At 62.7% G+C, this 16,317-nt stretch carries 11 protein-coding genes; 2 read left to right on the top strand and 9 right to left on the bottom strand.

Going from position 1 to position 16,317, the window contains the following annotated elements:
* Positions 1–70 precede the first annotated feature (70 nt).
* A complete protein-coding gene (locus ACK59H_RS00105) occupies positions 71–5,554 on the top strand; it encodes a dermonecrotic toxin domain-containing protein (protein ID WP_409264158.1) in 5,484 nt (1,827 codons plus the stop codon).
* A gap of 21 nt (positions 5,555–5,575) precedes the next feature.
* On the opposite strand, the gene hutG is transcribed toward ACK59H_RS00105, so the two are convergent.
* The 7 genes from hutG to hutC all read right to left on the bottom strand — a co-directional run bounded on the left by hutG (position 5,576) and on the right by hutC (position 13,848).
* Positions 5,576–6,379: an N-formylglutamate deformylase gene (gene hutG / locus ACK59H_RS00100; RefSeq protein WP_409264157.1), complete on the bottom strand. Its 804-nt coding sequence runs from the start codon at positions 6,377–6,379 to the stop codon at positions 5,576–5,578.
* Positions 6,380–6,389: 10 nt separating this feature from the next.
* A complete protein-coding gene (gene hutI / locus ACK59H_RS00095; protein ID WP_409264156.1) occupies positions 6,390–7,595 on the bottom strand; it encodes an imidazolonepropionase in 1,206 nt (401 codons plus the stop codon).
* Between the two features lie 15 nt (positions 7,596–7,610).
* Positions 7,611–9,002: an amino acid permease gene (locus tag ACK59H_RS00090; RefSeq protein ID WP_409264155.1), complete on the bottom strand. Its 1,392-nt coding sequence runs from the start codon at positions 9,000–9,002 to the stop codon at positions 7,611–7,613.
* 118 nt (positions 9,003–9,120) lie between these two features.
* The gene (hutH, locus tag ACK59H_RS00085) at positions 9,121–10,653 is read right to left on the bottom strand and encodes a histidine ammonia-lyase (RefSeq protein WP_060479938.1); all 1,533 of its coding nucleotides are present in this window, start codon (positions 10,651–10,653) and stop codon (positions 9,121–9,123) included.
* Positions 10,654–10,719: 66 nt separating this feature from the next.
* Complete coding sequence (hutU, locus tag ACK59H_RS00080) at positions 10,720–12,393, bottom strand: urocanate hydratase (RefSeq protein WP_409264154.1); 1,674 nt, start codon at positions 12,391–12,393, stop codon at positions 10,720–10,722.
* A 175-nt stretch (positions 12,394–12,568) separates the two neighbouring features.
* Positions 12,569–13,141, bottom strand: coding sequence for a HutD family protein (locus tag ACK59H_RS00075; protein ID WP_060479940.1), 573 nt, complete (start codon positions 13,139–13,141; stop codon positions 12,569–12,571).
* Positions 13,138–13,848, bottom strand: coding sequence for a histidine utilization repressor (hutC, locus tag ACK59H_RS00070; protein ID WP_409264175.1), 711 nt, complete (start codon positions 13,846–13,848; stop codon positions 13,138–13,140). The genes ACK59H_RS00075 and hutC overlap by 4 nt, the downstream gene beginning before the upstream one ends.
* Positions 13,849–13,992: 144 nt before the next feature.
* Between hutC and ACK59H_RS00065 the strand changes: the two genes are divergently transcribed.
* Positions 13,993–15,357 carry a formimidoylglutamate deiminase gene (locus ACK59H_RS00065; RefSeq protein WP_409264152.1) on the top strand — a complete coding sequence of 455 codons (1,365 nt, stop codon included), beginning with the start codon at positions 13,993–13,995 and terminating at the stop codon, positions 15,355–15,357.
* Positions 15,358–15,393: 36 nt separating this feature from the next.
* Here the strand turns inward: ACK59H_RS00065 and ACK59H_RS00060 are convergent, their stop codons facing one another.
* Positions 15,394–15,966, bottom strand: a complete 573-nt coding sequence (locus ACK59H_RS00060; protein ID WP_060479943.1) for a lipocalin family protein — start codon at positions 15,964–15,966, stop codon at positions 15,394–15,396.
* Positions 15,963–16,217, bottom strand: coding sequence for an outer membrane protein assembly factor BamE (bamE, locus tag ACK59H_RS00055; RefSeq protein WP_207937347.1), 255 nt, complete (start codon positions 16,215–16,217; stop codon positions 15,963–15,965). The genes ACK59H_RS00060 and bamE overlap by 4 nt, the downstream gene beginning before the upstream one ends.
* Positions 16,218–16,317 lie beyond the last annotated feature (100 nt).

Below are 16,317 nucleotides of genomic sequence, written 5' to 3'. Positions count from 1 at the left end.
ACATATCTACCACTCACTCATCTGGCTGGGCAGGCAACGTCCTTTGCTTTGATCACGCACTGGAGCTCGCATGCCAACCCCACCGAACGTGCATTACACCACCCTTGCAAACACCATCCCTGCGTGGCTCAAACGCAGCCCGCCTGCATTGCACCGTCAACTGCGAAACTGGCAGCAGGCGCCTGCCTGGCTGGCCGATGCGATCGCGCGCCAGCCCGATGTCGCCAGAGCCTGGGCCGAAGAACATGCTCGCCACCGCGAGCACCAGGGCAATGTGCAAAAACTGTTCGCCCACCTGCCTGACCTGCAAAGCTACGCTCGAGCCGCACTGAGCGACGCCCTCAATGCAAGGTTCAAGCCTGCGCAGCCCATCGATGTCGACCACACCTACCTGATCGATGCACGCCTGATCGACACGAGCAATGCCATCGACGGCCGTCAGGCAGTGAATCGGGCAACTCGCTCGCTGCTGCAGTGCGCCATGCACAATTTCGACGCCCAGGCTGCAGGCGAGCATGGCATGGACGCCCCCAACGCGCTGCTGAAAAGGTCGGTCATCGTCGACCACCGCAGGTTCATGGGCACCGTACCCATCACCAACGCCCTGGACATAAGCGCCGAAGCCTTTGCTGAGCTTTGCCGCAACCTGGACATCGGTGGCGGTTACCACGCACTGGTGCATGCCATCTACTACCCTGCTGCCACTGCCGAGCGCAGCGCCGACGAAGTCGCGCTCGAGGTCTATCAGACCTTGGGCAAGGCCGAAGTCTCGGCGTGGCGCCAATCGCTACACTTCGCCCGGCTCAAAGGCGATATTGACCAAGGCTTCTACGACGCAGCACTTGCAACGCCAGTGGATCAAGCCCCGGCTGCAGATGCGCCAATCACCTTCAGCACCCTTAGCCTATGGGAGGCCGAACTGACCGGCGTCATTCTGATCACCTGGCAAGGCAACGGGCAACTGACTCACGCCCTCTATGTGGCCCAGGATGAACAGACCCCGCTCAAGGCATTCCCCTCTATCGGCGCACTGGAAAACGAGCTGAGCGACCGGCTGCGGGCCAACATCGCCTATCTGGACACGCATATCCCCGAGCGGGACAAAGCCGCTGTGCAAAGCCGCCTGGCCGATCGCCTGACCCCCATTCAATGGAGCAGCCGGGGCCTGCTCGAGCGCCTGCCGGACACCCAGGCCAGCCTGAACCCGGTCATGCGCCCCTTCACCCACGCGTTCCAAGGCATGATGGCGCTGCAGAAGGTAGAGCGCCACGAACGAGACGCGCTGTACCATGCCATCCCCACCGAAATCGTCGACCGCCGCAGCGCCCAGATGCACCGCGAGCTGATTTTCGGGCGTGCATTGACCGGCTTGAATATTGCCGGTTTCTTCGTGCCCGGCCTTGGTCAGTTGATGCTGGCAGTGTGCGTGACCCAATTGGCCTTCGAGGTGTATGACGGCATCGATGCCTGGCACAACGACGAACGCGACACCGCGTTCAATTACTTGGTCGACGTGATCGAAAACGTCGCACTCATGGCCGCCTTCGCTGCGGCGCACAAGGCGTTGAAAGGCGCGAAGGGCGAGCCTAGTGAAGACCCGTACCCTGAGCGCCTCGCAGTGGAAACACCGTCGTTTATCGAAGAACTGCAAGACGTTGAGATGCCCGACGGCCGGATACGCCTGTGGAAATCCGACTTGCGGCCTTATCACAGCGACCAACCGCTACCGGCAGGCCTCGAAACGGACGAACGTGGCCTGCGTATGCACCAGGGCAAACAGTGGCTGGTGATCGAAGGCCAGCAATACCAGGTAGAACGAACGCCGGCGACGGACCAATACCGTCTGCAACACCCCACGGCACCTCATCGCTACTCGCCGCTGCTGGCCCACAACGGCAGCGGTGCCTGGCTGCTGCCCGGTGACCAACCACGGCACTGGGCAGGCAGCAGGTTGCTGCGCCGCCTTGGCCATTTGAGTGCGCATTTCGATGAAGCGACACTGCAACGCATCCTCGAGATCAGTGCCACCGAGCAAAGCACCTTACGCCGGGTGCTCGCGCAGAATCTAAGACTGCCGGCGTTGCTCGAAGACACGCTGCAACGCTTCAAGCTCGACCAGAGCGTGCGTCAGACGCCAGGCACCACAGCCTTGCCTGCACTGTTCACCCAGGCCTACGAGCGTCTTCAGCCACCCCTGACACTTCACGGCGAGCTCATCCAGCGTGTCTACCCCGCCCTACCCGGCCTGGTCATCGAGGAATTGCTGGGCAATGCCAATGCCCAGGAACTGCAAGCGCTAGCCTCGGGCAAGGTCCCCCTACGCCTGGCCGAAGAAATCCGCGTGTATCAACAACAGGTGCGGCTTGCCCGCGCCTACGAGGGCCTACATCTGGCCGGGGTACAAAGCTGGGACAGTGACCGGCTGATCCTGCAAACCCTGACACAGCTGCCGGGCTGGCCTGCCGAAACCAAACTCAAGCTCCTGCAGCGCAGATTCTGGCCAGATCAACACCACGCCATCGGCCCGCAGGACACCCGGCCCTATATCACCCTGACCCACGCACACGCAGGTTATCTGGTCACCGATACCAGCCAGCCTGGGGCAACGGTGCCCATTCACCCAGACATCTATGATGCCTTGCACCAGGCGCTGCCCCAAGCCATGGCTCAGCTTGGCGCAACCGACGGCAAAGCCCTCCAGCAACTTATGCAGCAGAGCCCACTGCTACCGCGCCAAACCCTGCGCCGGGCGCTGGGCATGCAGCCTGTTCGCCCAGGCTACCGCTCCCCCATGCGCCTTGCCGATGGGCGGCTGGGGTACCCACTGAGCAGCGGCGACGACCAAGCCCAAGGCAGCACACGCCAGCATTTGCTGGCCACCCTCAGAGCAACGGGCATCCCGGAGCGCACTGGCAGGCCAGCCGAGCAGCTTCTGTCATCCATTGCCAGCAATGGCCGCAATCGGCTGCAGATTCTGGAATACCTGACCACGCTGCTGGACGAGCGCAACGAACTGCAAAGCCGGCTGGACGACTGGAGCGAAGCCATTTCGCCAGCCTCCGACCAAGCGGCCCGCGCCTATGACGCCCTGCGCGAATCGATCATGCAGCACTGGTACGACACCGCTCTACAAGATGACGCCTCGCGCAGCGCCGAGCTTAGCGTGCAGGGCGTGCCACTGACCGATATCCCGATGACCCTGCCTGGTTTTTTCTATCAGCGTATACACAACCTGCACCTGCTCGATCTGCCAAGTGGCCCGCTCGCGGGCTGGGGGCAGAGTGAGCGCTTGATGCAGCGCTTGTTCCGATTGATGCCGCAGCTCGAAACGCTGGAAATCAGCAGGCCCTACAATCCTCGCGCCACCCCTTCGCTACTGCAGGCCAGTGTATCGAGCATCCCCACTGCCTTGCCCAACCTGCGTAGGTTGGCGCTGACCAATCAGAACATCGCCCTGACCGGCAGCCATCTGACCGAGCTGGCAGGGCTGGCTCAGCTCAGCCATCTGGACCTCAGTGGCAACCGCCTGCAGCAAAGTGGTGACCGGCCAAGCTTCCATTTGTTTTCCTTGGACTATCTAGGGCTTAACCGAATGCAACTGAGCCAATGGCCGCTGGGTATCGGCAGCGATGCCCTGGAACGCATCGGCCATCTTTCCCTTCAGGAAAACAACCTGACTTCGTTGCCCTCGTTTCTGATCAATGAAACCCAAACACTCGTCCGGCCACCGGTCATCTCGCTGCAAGGCAACAACATCAATGAAACGCACCTGCAGCGCCTACTGCTGAGCGAGCATCCGGCCACTGCACAGGTAGCGCTGGACCAAACCCCGGCACTCGATCAGCGCCTGGCACGCATCCGCAACGAGCGACAACAGTTGCGCGAAGCGATCGACGGCTGGGCCCAAGCGTCGAGCTCGAGCCAACCACTGACCCAAGCCACCCTGGCAGACCGGCAGCGAATAGCCACGGCGATCAACGAATTCTGGGAGCGACAGGAACGTGGTCAGCAGTACCTGCGCCTGGTACTGGAAGACGTGGCGCTGGAGAACTTCCCCCGGCGGCTACCGGCGTTTTTCGGTGAACGTGTGACGTCGGTGGTGCTCACCCGCCTGCGCGGCGATGCTTCGCAGCTCGACCAGCTGCTCGGGCGCTTTCCCAACGTTACCCGGCTTGTCATCGATGCCCATCAAGGTGCCAACGGCTCGCTGGCCACAGCGCTGCTGCGCCTGCCCCGGCTCGTCCACCTTGAGGTTCGCAATATGGGCCTGGAAGTCGACCAGGCCATGCTGGACACCCTGGCCCAGCTGCGACACCTGACATCGCTCGACCTGTCAGGCAACCGCATCGGCAACATAATCCAAGCCCCTGCAAGCCTGGCCGCGAACCTGACCTCACTGGGGCTGACCAACATGAACCTGCAAGCTTGGCCTGCGTGGTGCAACGACATGCTGCCTCTGGAACTGTTGGACTTGAGCGCTAACAGCATCACCGAGCTGCCCGAACACATCCTTTCGAACCTGAACAACGCACTGCCGATTTCGTCGATTTCGCTGTTCGACAACCCTCTGCCCATGGAGACCATCTTGCGTGTTCGCGCTTTCTCCGACAGCCAACGCAGCTATTCCTTCGCGCTGGACATCCCGGACAACCTGCTGCTGGCCAGCTCCTCCAGTGAGGGTTCGCTGGACCACCCGCACTTCCCCATGCTCAGCGACGACACCCCAAGGATGGCCGACTGGATGTTGGGCAATACCGCTCAGAACGAGGCATTGCAAGCCTGCTGGGAACAACTCGAAGGCAGCGACCTGTTGCGCCTGGTTGGCCGTTTGCACAATGCTGCGCCATTCGTCGACCTCACCACCCGGGCCAGCTTCACTGAGCGCGTTCGGCTGATGCTGGTGGCTGCGGTAGCCAACCCCGAGGAGCGCCCACTGCTGGAGAGCATTGCTGCAGCCGCCCTGCCCGACCCCGAAACCGGCTCGCAGACCTGCCACGACGGCGCCCTGCAAGAGTTCAACAACATTGAGCTCTACCTGTTGAGCAAACGCGTGCTGATGGATGCAGGCGATACCCTGCAAACTCTGCGCAGGCGGCTATTGCAGCTGTTTCGCATGGGCCAGCTGGAGAAGCTGGCCAGCGCTCGCACGGGCTCCGGCGACCTGGTCTCGGTACGCCTGGCCTACCGCCGCGAACTTGCCAAGGAACTGGACTTGCCGATTGCCGACAGCATGCGCTTTCGAGGTGCAGCCAACCTGGCCCGTGGCGAGCTGTCCAGCGTGCTGGAGCATGTGCGCCAGAGTGAACACGGTGATGCATTCATCGACTATCTGCTGGCTAACGCCGATTGGACGGCGCGCCTGCGGGCCGAAAACGCTCCACGCTTCGATGAAGTCGAAGCACGTTTTCGCCAGCGTGTGCTGGACCTTGCCAGCGCCGACCACCCTCTTCAGGTAGAACTCGACCTGCAGCAGGGCCTGCTGGCGGATAAGGCGCAGGAAGAGCAGCAATTGCTGCGCGAGCTGACCATCACCTTCGTGAACAACGACGACTGATCGCCACGCCCCGGCCTGGGTTCAGCGCGCATAGCGCGCCTGGCCCCAGGCCAACAGTGCCTGCAGCAAGGCCTCGAGCACCTGTTGTGTTGGCAGTGCGAGGTCTTCCCGGTAGGTGAAGGGCGCGAATTCATCCATGTAGGTACTTTGCGCCAGCTCCAGCTGCACCGCATGGATGTGCTTGGCCGGGTCGCCGTAATGCCGGGTGATGTGCCCGCCCTTGAAGCGGCCGTTGAGCACATGACTGTAGCCCTCGGCCTGGTCGCATACCGCCCGCAGACGCTCGGCCAGTGCTGGATCGCAACTGGCACCGTTGAAGGTGCCCAGGTTGAAGTCGGGCAATTTGCCCTCGAACAGGTGCGGGATCCGCGAACGAATCGAGTGGGCATCCCAAAGCAGGGCGTAGCCGAACTGTTCGCGCAGGCGGTCCAGTTCGCGGCGGAGGGTGTTGTGGTATGGGCGCCAAATCTGCTCCAGGTACCGTTCCCGCTCCTCAGGCGAAGGCTGCAAACCAGTCTTGAACAGCGGCTCTCCTTCGAACAGGGTCGCCGGGTACAGGCCGGTGGTGGCACCGGCATACAGCGGTTTATCGTCGTCCGGGCGGTTCAGGTCGATGACGAAACGCGAGTACTGCGCAGCCACCACACTGGCGCCCATGTCACGGGCAAAGTCGTACAACCTAGGAATATGCCAATCGGTGTCAGGCAGCCCTTGCGCCTGCTCGACCAAGCCGTCGCGCACCGCATCGCTCAGGCGCAAGCCTGCATGAGGCATGCTGATCAGCAGTGGCAGGCGGCCTTGGTGGAAACTCAGTACGTTGTCCATGGCACCTCGCTCAAATACAGATTTCGTGACCCATGCGCACCACGCGCTTGGGCAGATCGCCACCTAGCCAGTAGGCCAGGTCGGCAGGACGATCGATTTGCCAGGCGACGAAGTCGGCCACCTTGCCAACTTCAAGAGAGCCGTGGCTGCCCTCCAGGCCCAGGGCAGCGGCTGCGTGTAGCGTGACGCCGGCCAGGGCTTGTTCCGGCGTCATCCGGAAACAGGTACAACCCATGTTCAGCATCAGGCGCAGCGACAAACCTGGCGATGTGCCAGGGTTGAGGTCACTGGCCAGGGCCATCTTCACGCCGTGCCGACGCAGCGCGTCCATTGGCGGCAGTTGAGTTTCACGCAAGAAATAGAACGCCCCTGGCAGCAGCACGGCCACGGTGCCCGCGGCGGCCATGGCGATCGCGTCCTGCTCGGTCATGAACTCCAGATGATCGGCCGACAGCGCCTGGTAGCGCGCTGCCAGGCTGGAGCCATGCAACGAAGACAATTGCTCGGCATGCAGTTTCACCGGCAGGCCCAGCTCATGGGCTTTGATGAACACTTTCTCGACCTGCTGCGGGGAAAACGCCAAGTGCTCGCAGAACGCGTCCACCGCATCCACCAGGCCTTCGGCGGCCAATGCCGGCAGCATGTGATCGCAGATATGCGCGATATAGTCGTCCGCCCGGCCGGCGTACTCCGGCGGCAGAGCATGGGCGGCCAGGCAGGTGGCGCGCACCGTGAGCGGCAGCTCGTCAGCCAGGCGCCGAGCGACGCGCAGCATCTTGCGTTCGTTTTCCAGGTCCAGGCCGTAACCGGACTTGATCTCCAGGGTCGTCACACCATCGCGCATCAATGCCTGGACGCGCTGGCGCGCACTGGCGAACAGTTCATCCTCGCTTGCCGCACGGGTGGCCCGCACGGTGCTGGCGATACCGCCGCCCTGGGCAGCGATTTCGGCGTAACTGACACCCTGCAGGCGCTGTTCGAACTCATCGCTGCGGTTACCGCCGAAGACCACGTGGGTGTGGCAATCGATCAGGCCCGGAGTGACCCAGGCGCCGTCCAGATCCACGGTGCGTTCAAGCGCCGATATCTGCAATTGGGCGCGGGGGCCGATCCACTCGATAAGCCCGGCGTGGGTGACGATGGCCGCATCCTCGATGATCGAGTAACGGCCGTCTACCATGGTTGCCGCTTGGCAGTTATGCCAGAGGGTTCTCATGTGCAATCTCCTTGACTAACGGTGCAGCTCAACTGGGGCGTGCTTGCCTGCACGGGGCTTGCACCACAGCAGGTAGGACGCCACCAGGAACACCACCCAGACTACACCGACCAGCAAGGCCGCCTGAGTGTCCGGGAAGTAACCGAGCACAGCAAAAATGAACACCATGAAGGCAATGGCCATGGCCGGGCCGTAGGGCCAGAACGGGACCGGGAACTTCAACCCCGCTGCCTCTTCACGGCTCATGCTGCGGCGCATGGCGACTTGGGTGACCAGGATCATCAACCACACCCACACGGTGGCAAACGTCGCGATGGAGGCGATCAACAGAAACACGTTTTCCGGGATCAGATAGTTGAGCAACACACCGATCAGCAACGCCGAGCCCATCACCACTACGGTCATCCACGGTACGCCGTGTCTGGACAGCTTGCCGAAGCTACGTGGCGCATGCCCTTGCTGGGCCAGGCCGTACATCATGCGGCCCGCGCCGAAGATGTCGCTATTGATGGCTGAAACAGCAGCCGAGATCACCACGACATTGAGCACCGCAGCTGCCGAGCCGATGCCCAGATTGTTGAAGATTTGCACGAAAGGGCTACCTTCGCTGCCGATCTGCGGCCACGGGTACAGGCACATCAGCACGAACAGGGTCAGTACGTAGAACAGCAGGATGCGCAAGGGCACGGCGTTGATCGCTTTAGGAATGACACGCTGTGGGTCCTTGGCCTCACCTGCAGTCACGCCGATGATCTCGATGCCACCAAAGGCGAACATCACCACGGCGAACGAGGCGACCAGCCCGGCGACGCCATTGGGCATGAAGCCGCCATGCTCGAACAGGTTGCCGATGCCCGCTGCATGCTCCCCGCTCACCTGGCTGAAACCAAACGCCATGATGCCAAGGCCTGCCAGGATCATCGCCACGATGGCGCCCACCTTGAGCAGCGACAGCCAGAACTCCATTTCGCCGAACACTTTGACGTTGCACAGGTTCAGGCCACCAATCACGAAGACGATGCCCAACACCCAGATCCAGCGCGCCACCTCGGGGAACCAGAAGCCCATGTAGATCCCGAAGGCAGTGACATCGGCGATGGCGACGATGACCATCTCGAAGGCGTAGGTCCAGCCGAGGATGAACCCGGCCATAGGCCCCAGGTAGGTGGTGGCGTAGTGGCCGAAGGAACCCGCCACCGGGTTGTGCACGGCCATTTCGCCCAGTGCACGCATGACCATGAATACCGCCGCGCCGCCGATCAGATAGGCAAGCAGTACCGCTGGGCCGGCCATTTGAATGGCCGAGGCGGAGCCGTAGAACAAGCCAGTGCCGATGGCAGAACCAAGGGCCATGAAACGAATGTGGCGGGCCGTGAGCCCGCGTTTTAGACCTTGAGCTTGTTGCATGTCACGTCCTTGAATTGTTTTTGTGGTCGTGAGGTGGAAGTTCGCGGCTGCAGTCGCTCCTACGCTGATCGTGGGGGCGACTTCAGCCGCGAAAAGGCCGCATGGCGACCCAGGAGCATCACAGGCTAGGCAGTACACCGGCAGGCAGCAGCCCGGTCAGGCTACCTTTGGCCAACAGTTCCACAGCGGCCTCGATATCCGGCGCGAAGAAGCGGTCACGGTCGTAGTGCGGCACTTCACGGCGCAGCGCCTGGCGCGCCTGCTCCAACTTCACCGAGGTCTTCAGGCCTTTGCGCAGGTCCAGCCCCTGGCATGCACCCAGCCATTCGATGGCCAGCACACCACGCGTGTTCTCGGCCATTTCCCACAGACGCTTGCCTGCGGCCGGGGCCATCGACACATGGTCTTCCTGGTTGGCCGAGGTCGGCAGGCTGTCGACGCTGTGCGGATGGGACAAGGCCTTGTTCTCGCTGGCCAGGGCGGCAGCAGTCACCTGGGCGATCATGAACCCTGAGTTCACCCCGCCGTTTTCCACCAGAAACGGCGGTAGCTGCGACATGTGCTTGTCCATCATCAACGAGATGCGACGCTCGCTCAGCGAGCCAATTTCGGCGATCGCCAGGGCGATGTTGTCAGCAGCCATGGCCACCGGCTCGGCATGGAAGTTGCCGCCGGAGATCACATCACCTTCAGCGGCGAACACCAGCGGGTTGTCCGATACCGCGTTGGCCTCGATGCCCAGCACTTCGGCTGCCTGGCGGATCTGGGTCAGGCAGGCGCCCATGACCTGCGGTTGGCAGCGCAGCGAGTACGGGTCCTGAACCTTGTCGCAATTTTTGTGCGACAACGACACTTCACTGGCATCGCCCAGCAGGTCACGGAAGCAAGCGGCGGTGTCGATCTGGCCACGCTGACCACGCACTTCATGAATACGCGCATCGAACGGCGAGCGCGAACCCAGCGCTGCCTCAACGCTCAGCCCGCCACAAGCGATGGCCGCGGCATACAGATCTTCGGCCTGGAACAACCCGCGCAGGGCGTAGGCGGTGGACGCCTGGGTACCGTTGAGCAGGGCCAAGCCTTCCTTGGCGGCCAGGGTCAGCGGCTCAAGGCCAGCCACTGCCAAGGCCTCTGTGGCCGACAGCCACTGGCCCTGATGACGGGCCTTGCCTTCGCCCAGCAGCACCAGCGACATATGCGCCAGCGGTGCCAGGTCGCCGGAGGCGCCGACCGAACCCTTGAGCGGGATGTGTGGGTACACTTCGGCATTGACCAGGGCGATCAGCGCATCGATGACTTTGCGGCGGATACCGGAGAAGCCACGGCTCAAGCTGTTGATCTTGAGCACCATGATCAGCCGCACCAGGGCGTCGTCGAGCGGCGCGCCGATGCCGGCGGCGTGGGACAACACCAGCGAGCGCTGAAGGTTTTCCAGGTCATGGCTGGCGATGCGGGTCGACGCCAGCAGGCCGAAGCCGGTGTTGATACCGTAGGCGGTGCGGTCTTGCGCAATGATCTGCTCGACACAGGCAACGCTGGCTTCGATGGCCGCAGCGGCGCTGGCATCGAGCTGCAGGCGTACAGGTGCGGCGTGAATGGCGCGCAGTTGGGCCAAGGTCAGGGTGCCGGGCTTGAGGGTCAATTCGGTCACTTCGCTACTCCAATTCTGTCGGGGCCCCAGCCCCTCTTGTTATTCAGTATCAACCAAGCGCAGCGATCAGCCGGTGATCATCGGCAGGTCCAAGCCCTGCTCCTTGGCGCAGTCGATGGCGATGTCGTAACCGGCATCGGCGTGGCGCATCACCCCGGTACCCGGGTCGTTGGTCAACACCCGGGCAATTCGCGCCGCCGCTTCGTCGGTGCCATCGCAAACGATGACCATGCCTGAGTGCTGGGAGAAGCCCATGCCCACGCCGCCGCCGTGGTGCAGCGAAACCCAGGTGGCGCCGCCTGCGGTATTGAGCAGGGCATTGAGCAGCGGCCAGTCGGAGACCGCGTCGGAGCCGTCGCGCATGGCTTCGGTTTCACGGTTGGGGCTCGATACCGAGCCGGAGTCCAGGTGGTCGCGGCCGATGACCACGGGCGCCGAGAGCTCGCCACTGCGGACCATTTCGTTGAATGCCAGGCCCAGCTTGGCGCGCAGGCCCAGCCCAACCCAGCAGATACGTGCTGGCAAACCCTGGAAGCTGATGCGTTCGCGAGCCATGTCCAGCCAGCGGTGCAGGTGCGCGTCGTTGGGGATCAGCTCTTTGACCTTGGCGTCGGTCTTGTAGATGTCCTGGGCATCACCGGACAACGCCGCCCAGCGGAACGGGCCGATACCGCGACAGAACAGTGGGCGGATGTAGGCCGGGACGAAGCCTGGGAAATCGAACGCATTGGCCACGCCCTCTTCCTTGGCCATCTGGCGAATGTTGTTGCCGTAGTCGAAGGTCGGGATGCCCTGCTTCTGGAAGTCGAGCATGGCTTGCACGTGCACGGCCATCGACTGCTTGGCAGCCTTGACCACTGCTGCAGGCTCGGTCTGAGCACGGTCACGGTACTGCTCCCAGGTCCAGCCAGCAGGCAGATAGCCGTTGAGCGGGTCGTGGGCACTGGTCTGGTCGGTGACCAGGTCCGGGCGCACGCCACGCTTGACCAGCTCGGGCAGAATTTCGGCAGCGTTGCCGTGCAAGGCGATGGAGATCGCTTTGCCTTCGGCGGTGTATTTGGCGATGCGGGCCAGGGCGTCGTCCAGGTCGTTGGCCTGCTCATCGACGTAGCGGGTTTCCAGGCGGAAGTCGATGCGGCTCTGTTGGCATTCGATGTTCAGCGAGCAGGCACCTGCCAGGGTTGCGGCCAGTGGTTGGGCGCCGCCCATGCCGCCAAGGCCGGCAGTCAGGACCCACTTGCCTTTCAGGCTGCCGCCATAGTGTTGGCGACCGGCTTCGACGAAGGTTTCGTAGGTACCCTGAACGATGCCCTGGCTGCCGATGTAGATCCAGCTGCCGGCGGTCATCTGGCCATACATGGCCAGGCCCTTGGCATCCAGTTCGTTGAAGTGTTCCCAGTTCGCCCAGTGCGGCACCAGGTTGGAGTTGGCGATCAATACGCGCGGGGCGTTGCTGTGGGTTTTGAACACGCCAACCGGCTTGCCCGACTGCACCAGCAGGGTTTCGTCGTCTTCCAGGCGGGTCAGGGTTTCGACGATTTTGTCGTAGCAGGCCCAGTTGCGCGCGGCGCGGCCGATACCGCCATACACCACCAGCTCTTTGGGGTTTTCCGCAACTTGTGGGTCGAGGTTGTTCATCAGCATGCGCAGCGGCGCTTCGGTCAGCCAGCTTTTGGCGGTCAGCTTGTTACCACGTGGGGCACGGATTTCAACGTCACGGTATTTGTTGTTGTCGGTCACGGGAAGGTCCTTGGCGGTTGTCCGCGGGCAGATGTGTCGTGAGCGATAGATAAACACATCTTTACTTGTATGTACAAGCATGGACAACCAAAATTCACGGACCTCGCCACTGGTCAGGGAAAGGATGCCGGTGCAGGGAACGGGCGGTGCGCATCGTCCCAGGCGCCGTATGACCTTAACGCAGCATCAGTTCGATCAGGCAGAACCGCCCTTGAATACACAGTTCCAGCAACCGTTGGTTACCGTCCACCCGCAAGCAGTCGTACACCCCCAACCGTTGTATATCGTGCCCTGCCACCGCCACCTCGACCTGCCCGCTGGCGGCGAACAGCAACAGCGTCGGTGCCGAGCTATAGACGCGGCTGGTACCGTCGAACCACTGCAAGCGCGCCCGATAGCGCTGCGGTGCATAGATGAGGTTGAAGTCACGGATCGGCCCGCCCAGCAGGTTGCAGCTCACCTGGCTCTGGCCATCGAAGGCATAAGCATCGAACGGCAGCAGGGGCCGGCTCTGCTCACCCTCCACCGTGAGGCGCATGCCCTCACCCTGCAGCACCGTGATGATCCGCTGGTACCCGGCGAATACTGAAAATCCGCCCGATTCCTCGATATCGGCAATCGACAGACGCCAGCCAAAACCATCGAGCCCTTCGCCATTGTCCCGGGTGATTTCTTCGGTGAAGCCGCCACCGTTCTTCCACGCCATGCGCGGGTAATCCTGAGCACGCAGCAGCTGCATTTGGGTCATTTGCTGAAGCGTCCTTCGAGGCGGTGACGGGAGCCTGGATGAATCAAGCGTGCGGCAGTAACCGGCTGGCGGCCAGACCATGTGCGCCGGCGGATCAGCAGGCAAGGCTCGCCACGTTCGATCTGCAACAGGTGGCACTCTTCAGGCTCGGCGAGAATCGCCTCGACCACGTGCTCGCCCTCGGTCAACGGCGCAACCTGGGACAGGTAGGCATAAGGCGTCTGCCGGGTGAAGTCTTGCTTGAGGTAATCCGGGGCAATCGAAGCATTTACGAAACGGTCCTCGATCTGCACCGGCACGCCGTTTTCGTAATGAACGATCAGCGAATGAAACACCCGCTGCCCCTCACGCATGTCCAACGCCAAAGCGCGCTCCGAGCCCGCCGCTTCCTCGGCCAAGGTGATTACCTGGCAGCTATGCTGGTGGCCACGGCCGGCGATCTCGTCGGCGATATTGTTGACCTCGAACAGCGCAGAGCGGCTTTTGGGTTCGGCCACGAAGGTGCCTACACCCTGCATGCGCACCAGCAGGCCTTCGGCGGTCAGCTCACGCAAGGCACGGTTGATGGTCATGCGGCTGAAGCCCAGCTCGCTGACCAGTTCACTCTCCGACGGCACCCGGTGGTGCGGCGGCCAACTGCCGTTTTCGATCTGCTGGATGATCATCTGCTTGACCCTGGCGTACAGCGGCGCCGGGCCCTCGCCCATCTGGGCAACCAGCGCGGAGACAGGAGGTGTCGGCACGGCATTGAGTCCTTAGGCTATGGGGTGAGCGGTAGCTTGCCGCAGTTTACCCGGCAGGCAAACGCCTGTATATGTATATACAAGTTAACAATAACAGGATATTTGCCGATGCCCGCCTATTTCGCCGAACGCGCACTGCTGCCTACAGGTTGGGCCCGTGATGTGCGCCTGGAAGTGTCCAGCGATGGCTTGCTCAGCCACGTGCAAACCGGCGCCTCGCACGAGGGCGCCGAGCGCCTGGCCGGGCCATTGCTGCCAGGCATGCCCAACCTGCATTCCCACGCGTTTCAACGGGCCATGGCGGGCCTGGCGGAAGTCGCTGGCAACCCTGACGACAGTTTCTGGACCTGGCGCGAGCTGATGTACCGGCTGGTCGGCAAGATCACCCCGGAGCAACTGCAGGTGATTGCCCGCCAGCTGTACATCGAAATGCTCAAGGCCGGGTACACCTCGGTGGCCGAATTCCACTATGTGCACCATGACCCTTCAGGCAAGGCCTACGCCGACCCGGACGAGCTGTCGCGGCGCATCAGTGCGGCCGCCGCCAGCAGCGGTATTGGCCTGACCCTGCTGCCGGTGCTGTACAGCCACGCAGGCTTTGGTAATCAGGCGCCAAACGACGGGCAACGGCGCTTCATCAATTCCCAAGATCAGTATCTGCACATGCAGGCACGCCTGGCTCCCATCCTGGCGGCACAGCCGGCACAGCGCCTGGGCTTGTGCTTCCACTCGCTGCGGGCGGTCACCCCCGGCCAGATCGCTGAAGTGCTGGCGGCCAGCGACCGGCAAAGCCCGGTTCATATTCATATCGCCGAACAGCAGAAGGAAGTCGATGACTGCCTGGCCTGGAGCGGGCTGCGGCCCCTGCAGTGGTTGTATGAACATGTCGAGGTTGGCCCGCGCTGGTGCCTGGTGCATGCCACCCATGCCTTGGCCGATGAGGTCACGGCCATGGCACGCAGTGGCGCGGTGGCAGGGCTGTGCCTGACCACCGAAGCCAACCTGGGCGACGGCATATTCCCGGCGGTGGATTTCCTGGCCCAGGGCGGGCGCATGGGTATCGGTTCCGATAGCCATGTGTCGCTGAGCGTCGTTGAAGAGCTGCGCTGGCTGGAGTATGGCCAACGCCTGCGGGACCAGCGGCGCAACCGCCTGTACCGCAATGATCAGCCGATGGTCGGGCGCACGCTCTACGATGCGGCGTTGGCTGGCGGGGCACAGGCGTTGGGGCAGCCGGTGGGCGAACTCGCCGTGGGCAAGCGGGCGGACTGGCTGGTGCTCGATGGGCAGGACCCTTACATCGCCATGGCTGAAGGCGATGGCGTGCTCAACCGCTGGCTGTTCGCCGGCGGCGACCGCCAGGTGCGCGATGTGATGGTCAACGGGCAGTGGGTGGTGCGCCAGGGCCACCATGCAGATGAAGCACAAAGCCAGCAGGCATTCACCGAGGTGTTGCGCGCGCTGCTGGCCTGAAACCGATGGGGGCCGCCTTCAGCGCCCCCTCGGTTATCAATGCATTTGCACGATCTGCTTGTCGGGTGTCCGCCAGATCAGCCGGCTAGTGTCATAACCCTGCTGCCGGGCCTTGGCCATGAGGCTCTCGCGCTGCCACTGCGCCAGGGTCGGCGTGCGCGACAGTAGCCAGAGGTACTTGCGATCCGGGCTGCCGACGATCGCCGTACGGTAGTGCTCGTCGACGTACAGAATCCAGTAATCGCCCCGGGCGACCCCTGGGACCAAGCGGGTGAACCAGTTGTCGAACTCTACCCACAGCTTGTCGGTGTGCCCCGGCTCCTGGATGTTGGCATGGCCCTCGGCGCGCAGCCACTCGTCACCCAACGTACGGCAGCGGTTGAGCACACCGAACGAGCCATCGGGCTTGAGGTTGTAGTGCGCCTCGGATTGCGCGCAATCGGCCTGGTATTTCATCGGCAGCCGCGCCAGTTCGTACCACTTGCCCTGGTAGCGTTTGAGGTCGACGTTGCCTGCGGTCTTCGGTGCCAGTGGGTCGGTGGAGGTACTGGCGCAGCCACCCAGCAGCATGGCCAGGCACAGCCCCAGCAGTAGGTGCAGACGCCTCATTTAAGGCCCTGCCCGGAGTACATCAATACTTTGTCGGAGGCGTATTGCACGCTGATGAAGCTCTTCTCGTCGCCCCAGGTGCAACTGCTCATACCCAGCGCGCCGGAGCACTCGGTGGGCGTGCCGAGCAGCTGCTCGACCTCGGCCTTGTTCATACCGGCCTTGAGCTTGGAATAGTTTTCCTGATTGATCTTGCTGCACGCAGTCAGCACGACGCACAACGACAACAGGGCGAGGGAACGCAACGACATGAAGGCACACTCCTGGATAGTAGACACAGGCGAGTGGCCTGCAGTGACCTTCGACGGGAAAATCCCTCCCTGGTTCCCCGGCAATTGCGCTTTAGTGGTA

Source organism: Pseudomonas sp. KCJK9000 (assembly GCF_046230725.1).
In the GTDB taxonomy this organism is placed as follows: domain Bacteria; phylum Pseudomonadota; class Gammaproteobacteria; order Pseudomonadales; family Pseudomonadaceae; genus Aquipseudomonas; species Aquipseudomonas promysalinigenes.
This window is presented reverse-complemented; position numbering and strand designations above follow the sequence as displayed.

What these genes read in the sequence shown, in the direction of transcription:
- ACK59H_RS00105 (WP_409264158.1), top strand. Translation starts at nt 71, where the DNA reads ATGCCAACCCCACCGAACGTGCATTACACCACCCTTGCAAACACCATC.
- hutG (WP_409264157.1), bottom strand. Translation starts at nt 6,379, where the DNA reads ATGGACAACGTACTGAGTTTCCACCAAGGCCGCCTGCCACTGCTGATC.
- hutI (WP_409264156.1), bottom strand. Translation starts at nt 7,595, where the DNA reads ATGAGAACCCTCTGGCATAACTGCCAAGCGGCAACCATGGTAGACGGC.
- ACK59H_RS00090 (WP_409264155.1), bottom strand. Translation starts at nt 9,002, where the DNA reads ATGCAACAAGCTCAAGGTCTAAAACGCGGGCTCACGGCCCGCCACATT.
- ACK59H_RS00075 (WP_060479940.1), bottom strand. Translation starts at nt 13,141, where the DNA reads ATGACCCAAATGCAGCTGCTGCGTGCTCAGGATTACCCGCGCATGGCG.
- hutC (WP_409264175.1), bottom strand. Translation starts at nt 13,848, where the DNA reads ATGGGCGAGGGCCCGGCGCCGCTGTACGCCAGGGTCAAGCAGATGATC.
- ACK59H_RS00065 (WP_409264152.1), top strand. Translation starts at nt 13,993, where the DNA reads ATGCCCGCCTATTTCGCCGAACGCGCACTGCTGCCTACAGGTTGGGCC.
- ACK59H_RS00060 (WP_060479943.1), bottom strand. Translation starts at nt 15,966, where the DNA reads ATGAGGCGTCTGCACCTACTGCTGGGGCTGTGCCTGGCCATGCTGCTG.
- bamE (WP_207937347.1), bottom strand. Translation starts at nt 16,217, where the DNA reads ATGTCGTTGCGTTCCCTCGCCCTGTTGTCGTTGTGCGTCGTGCTGACT.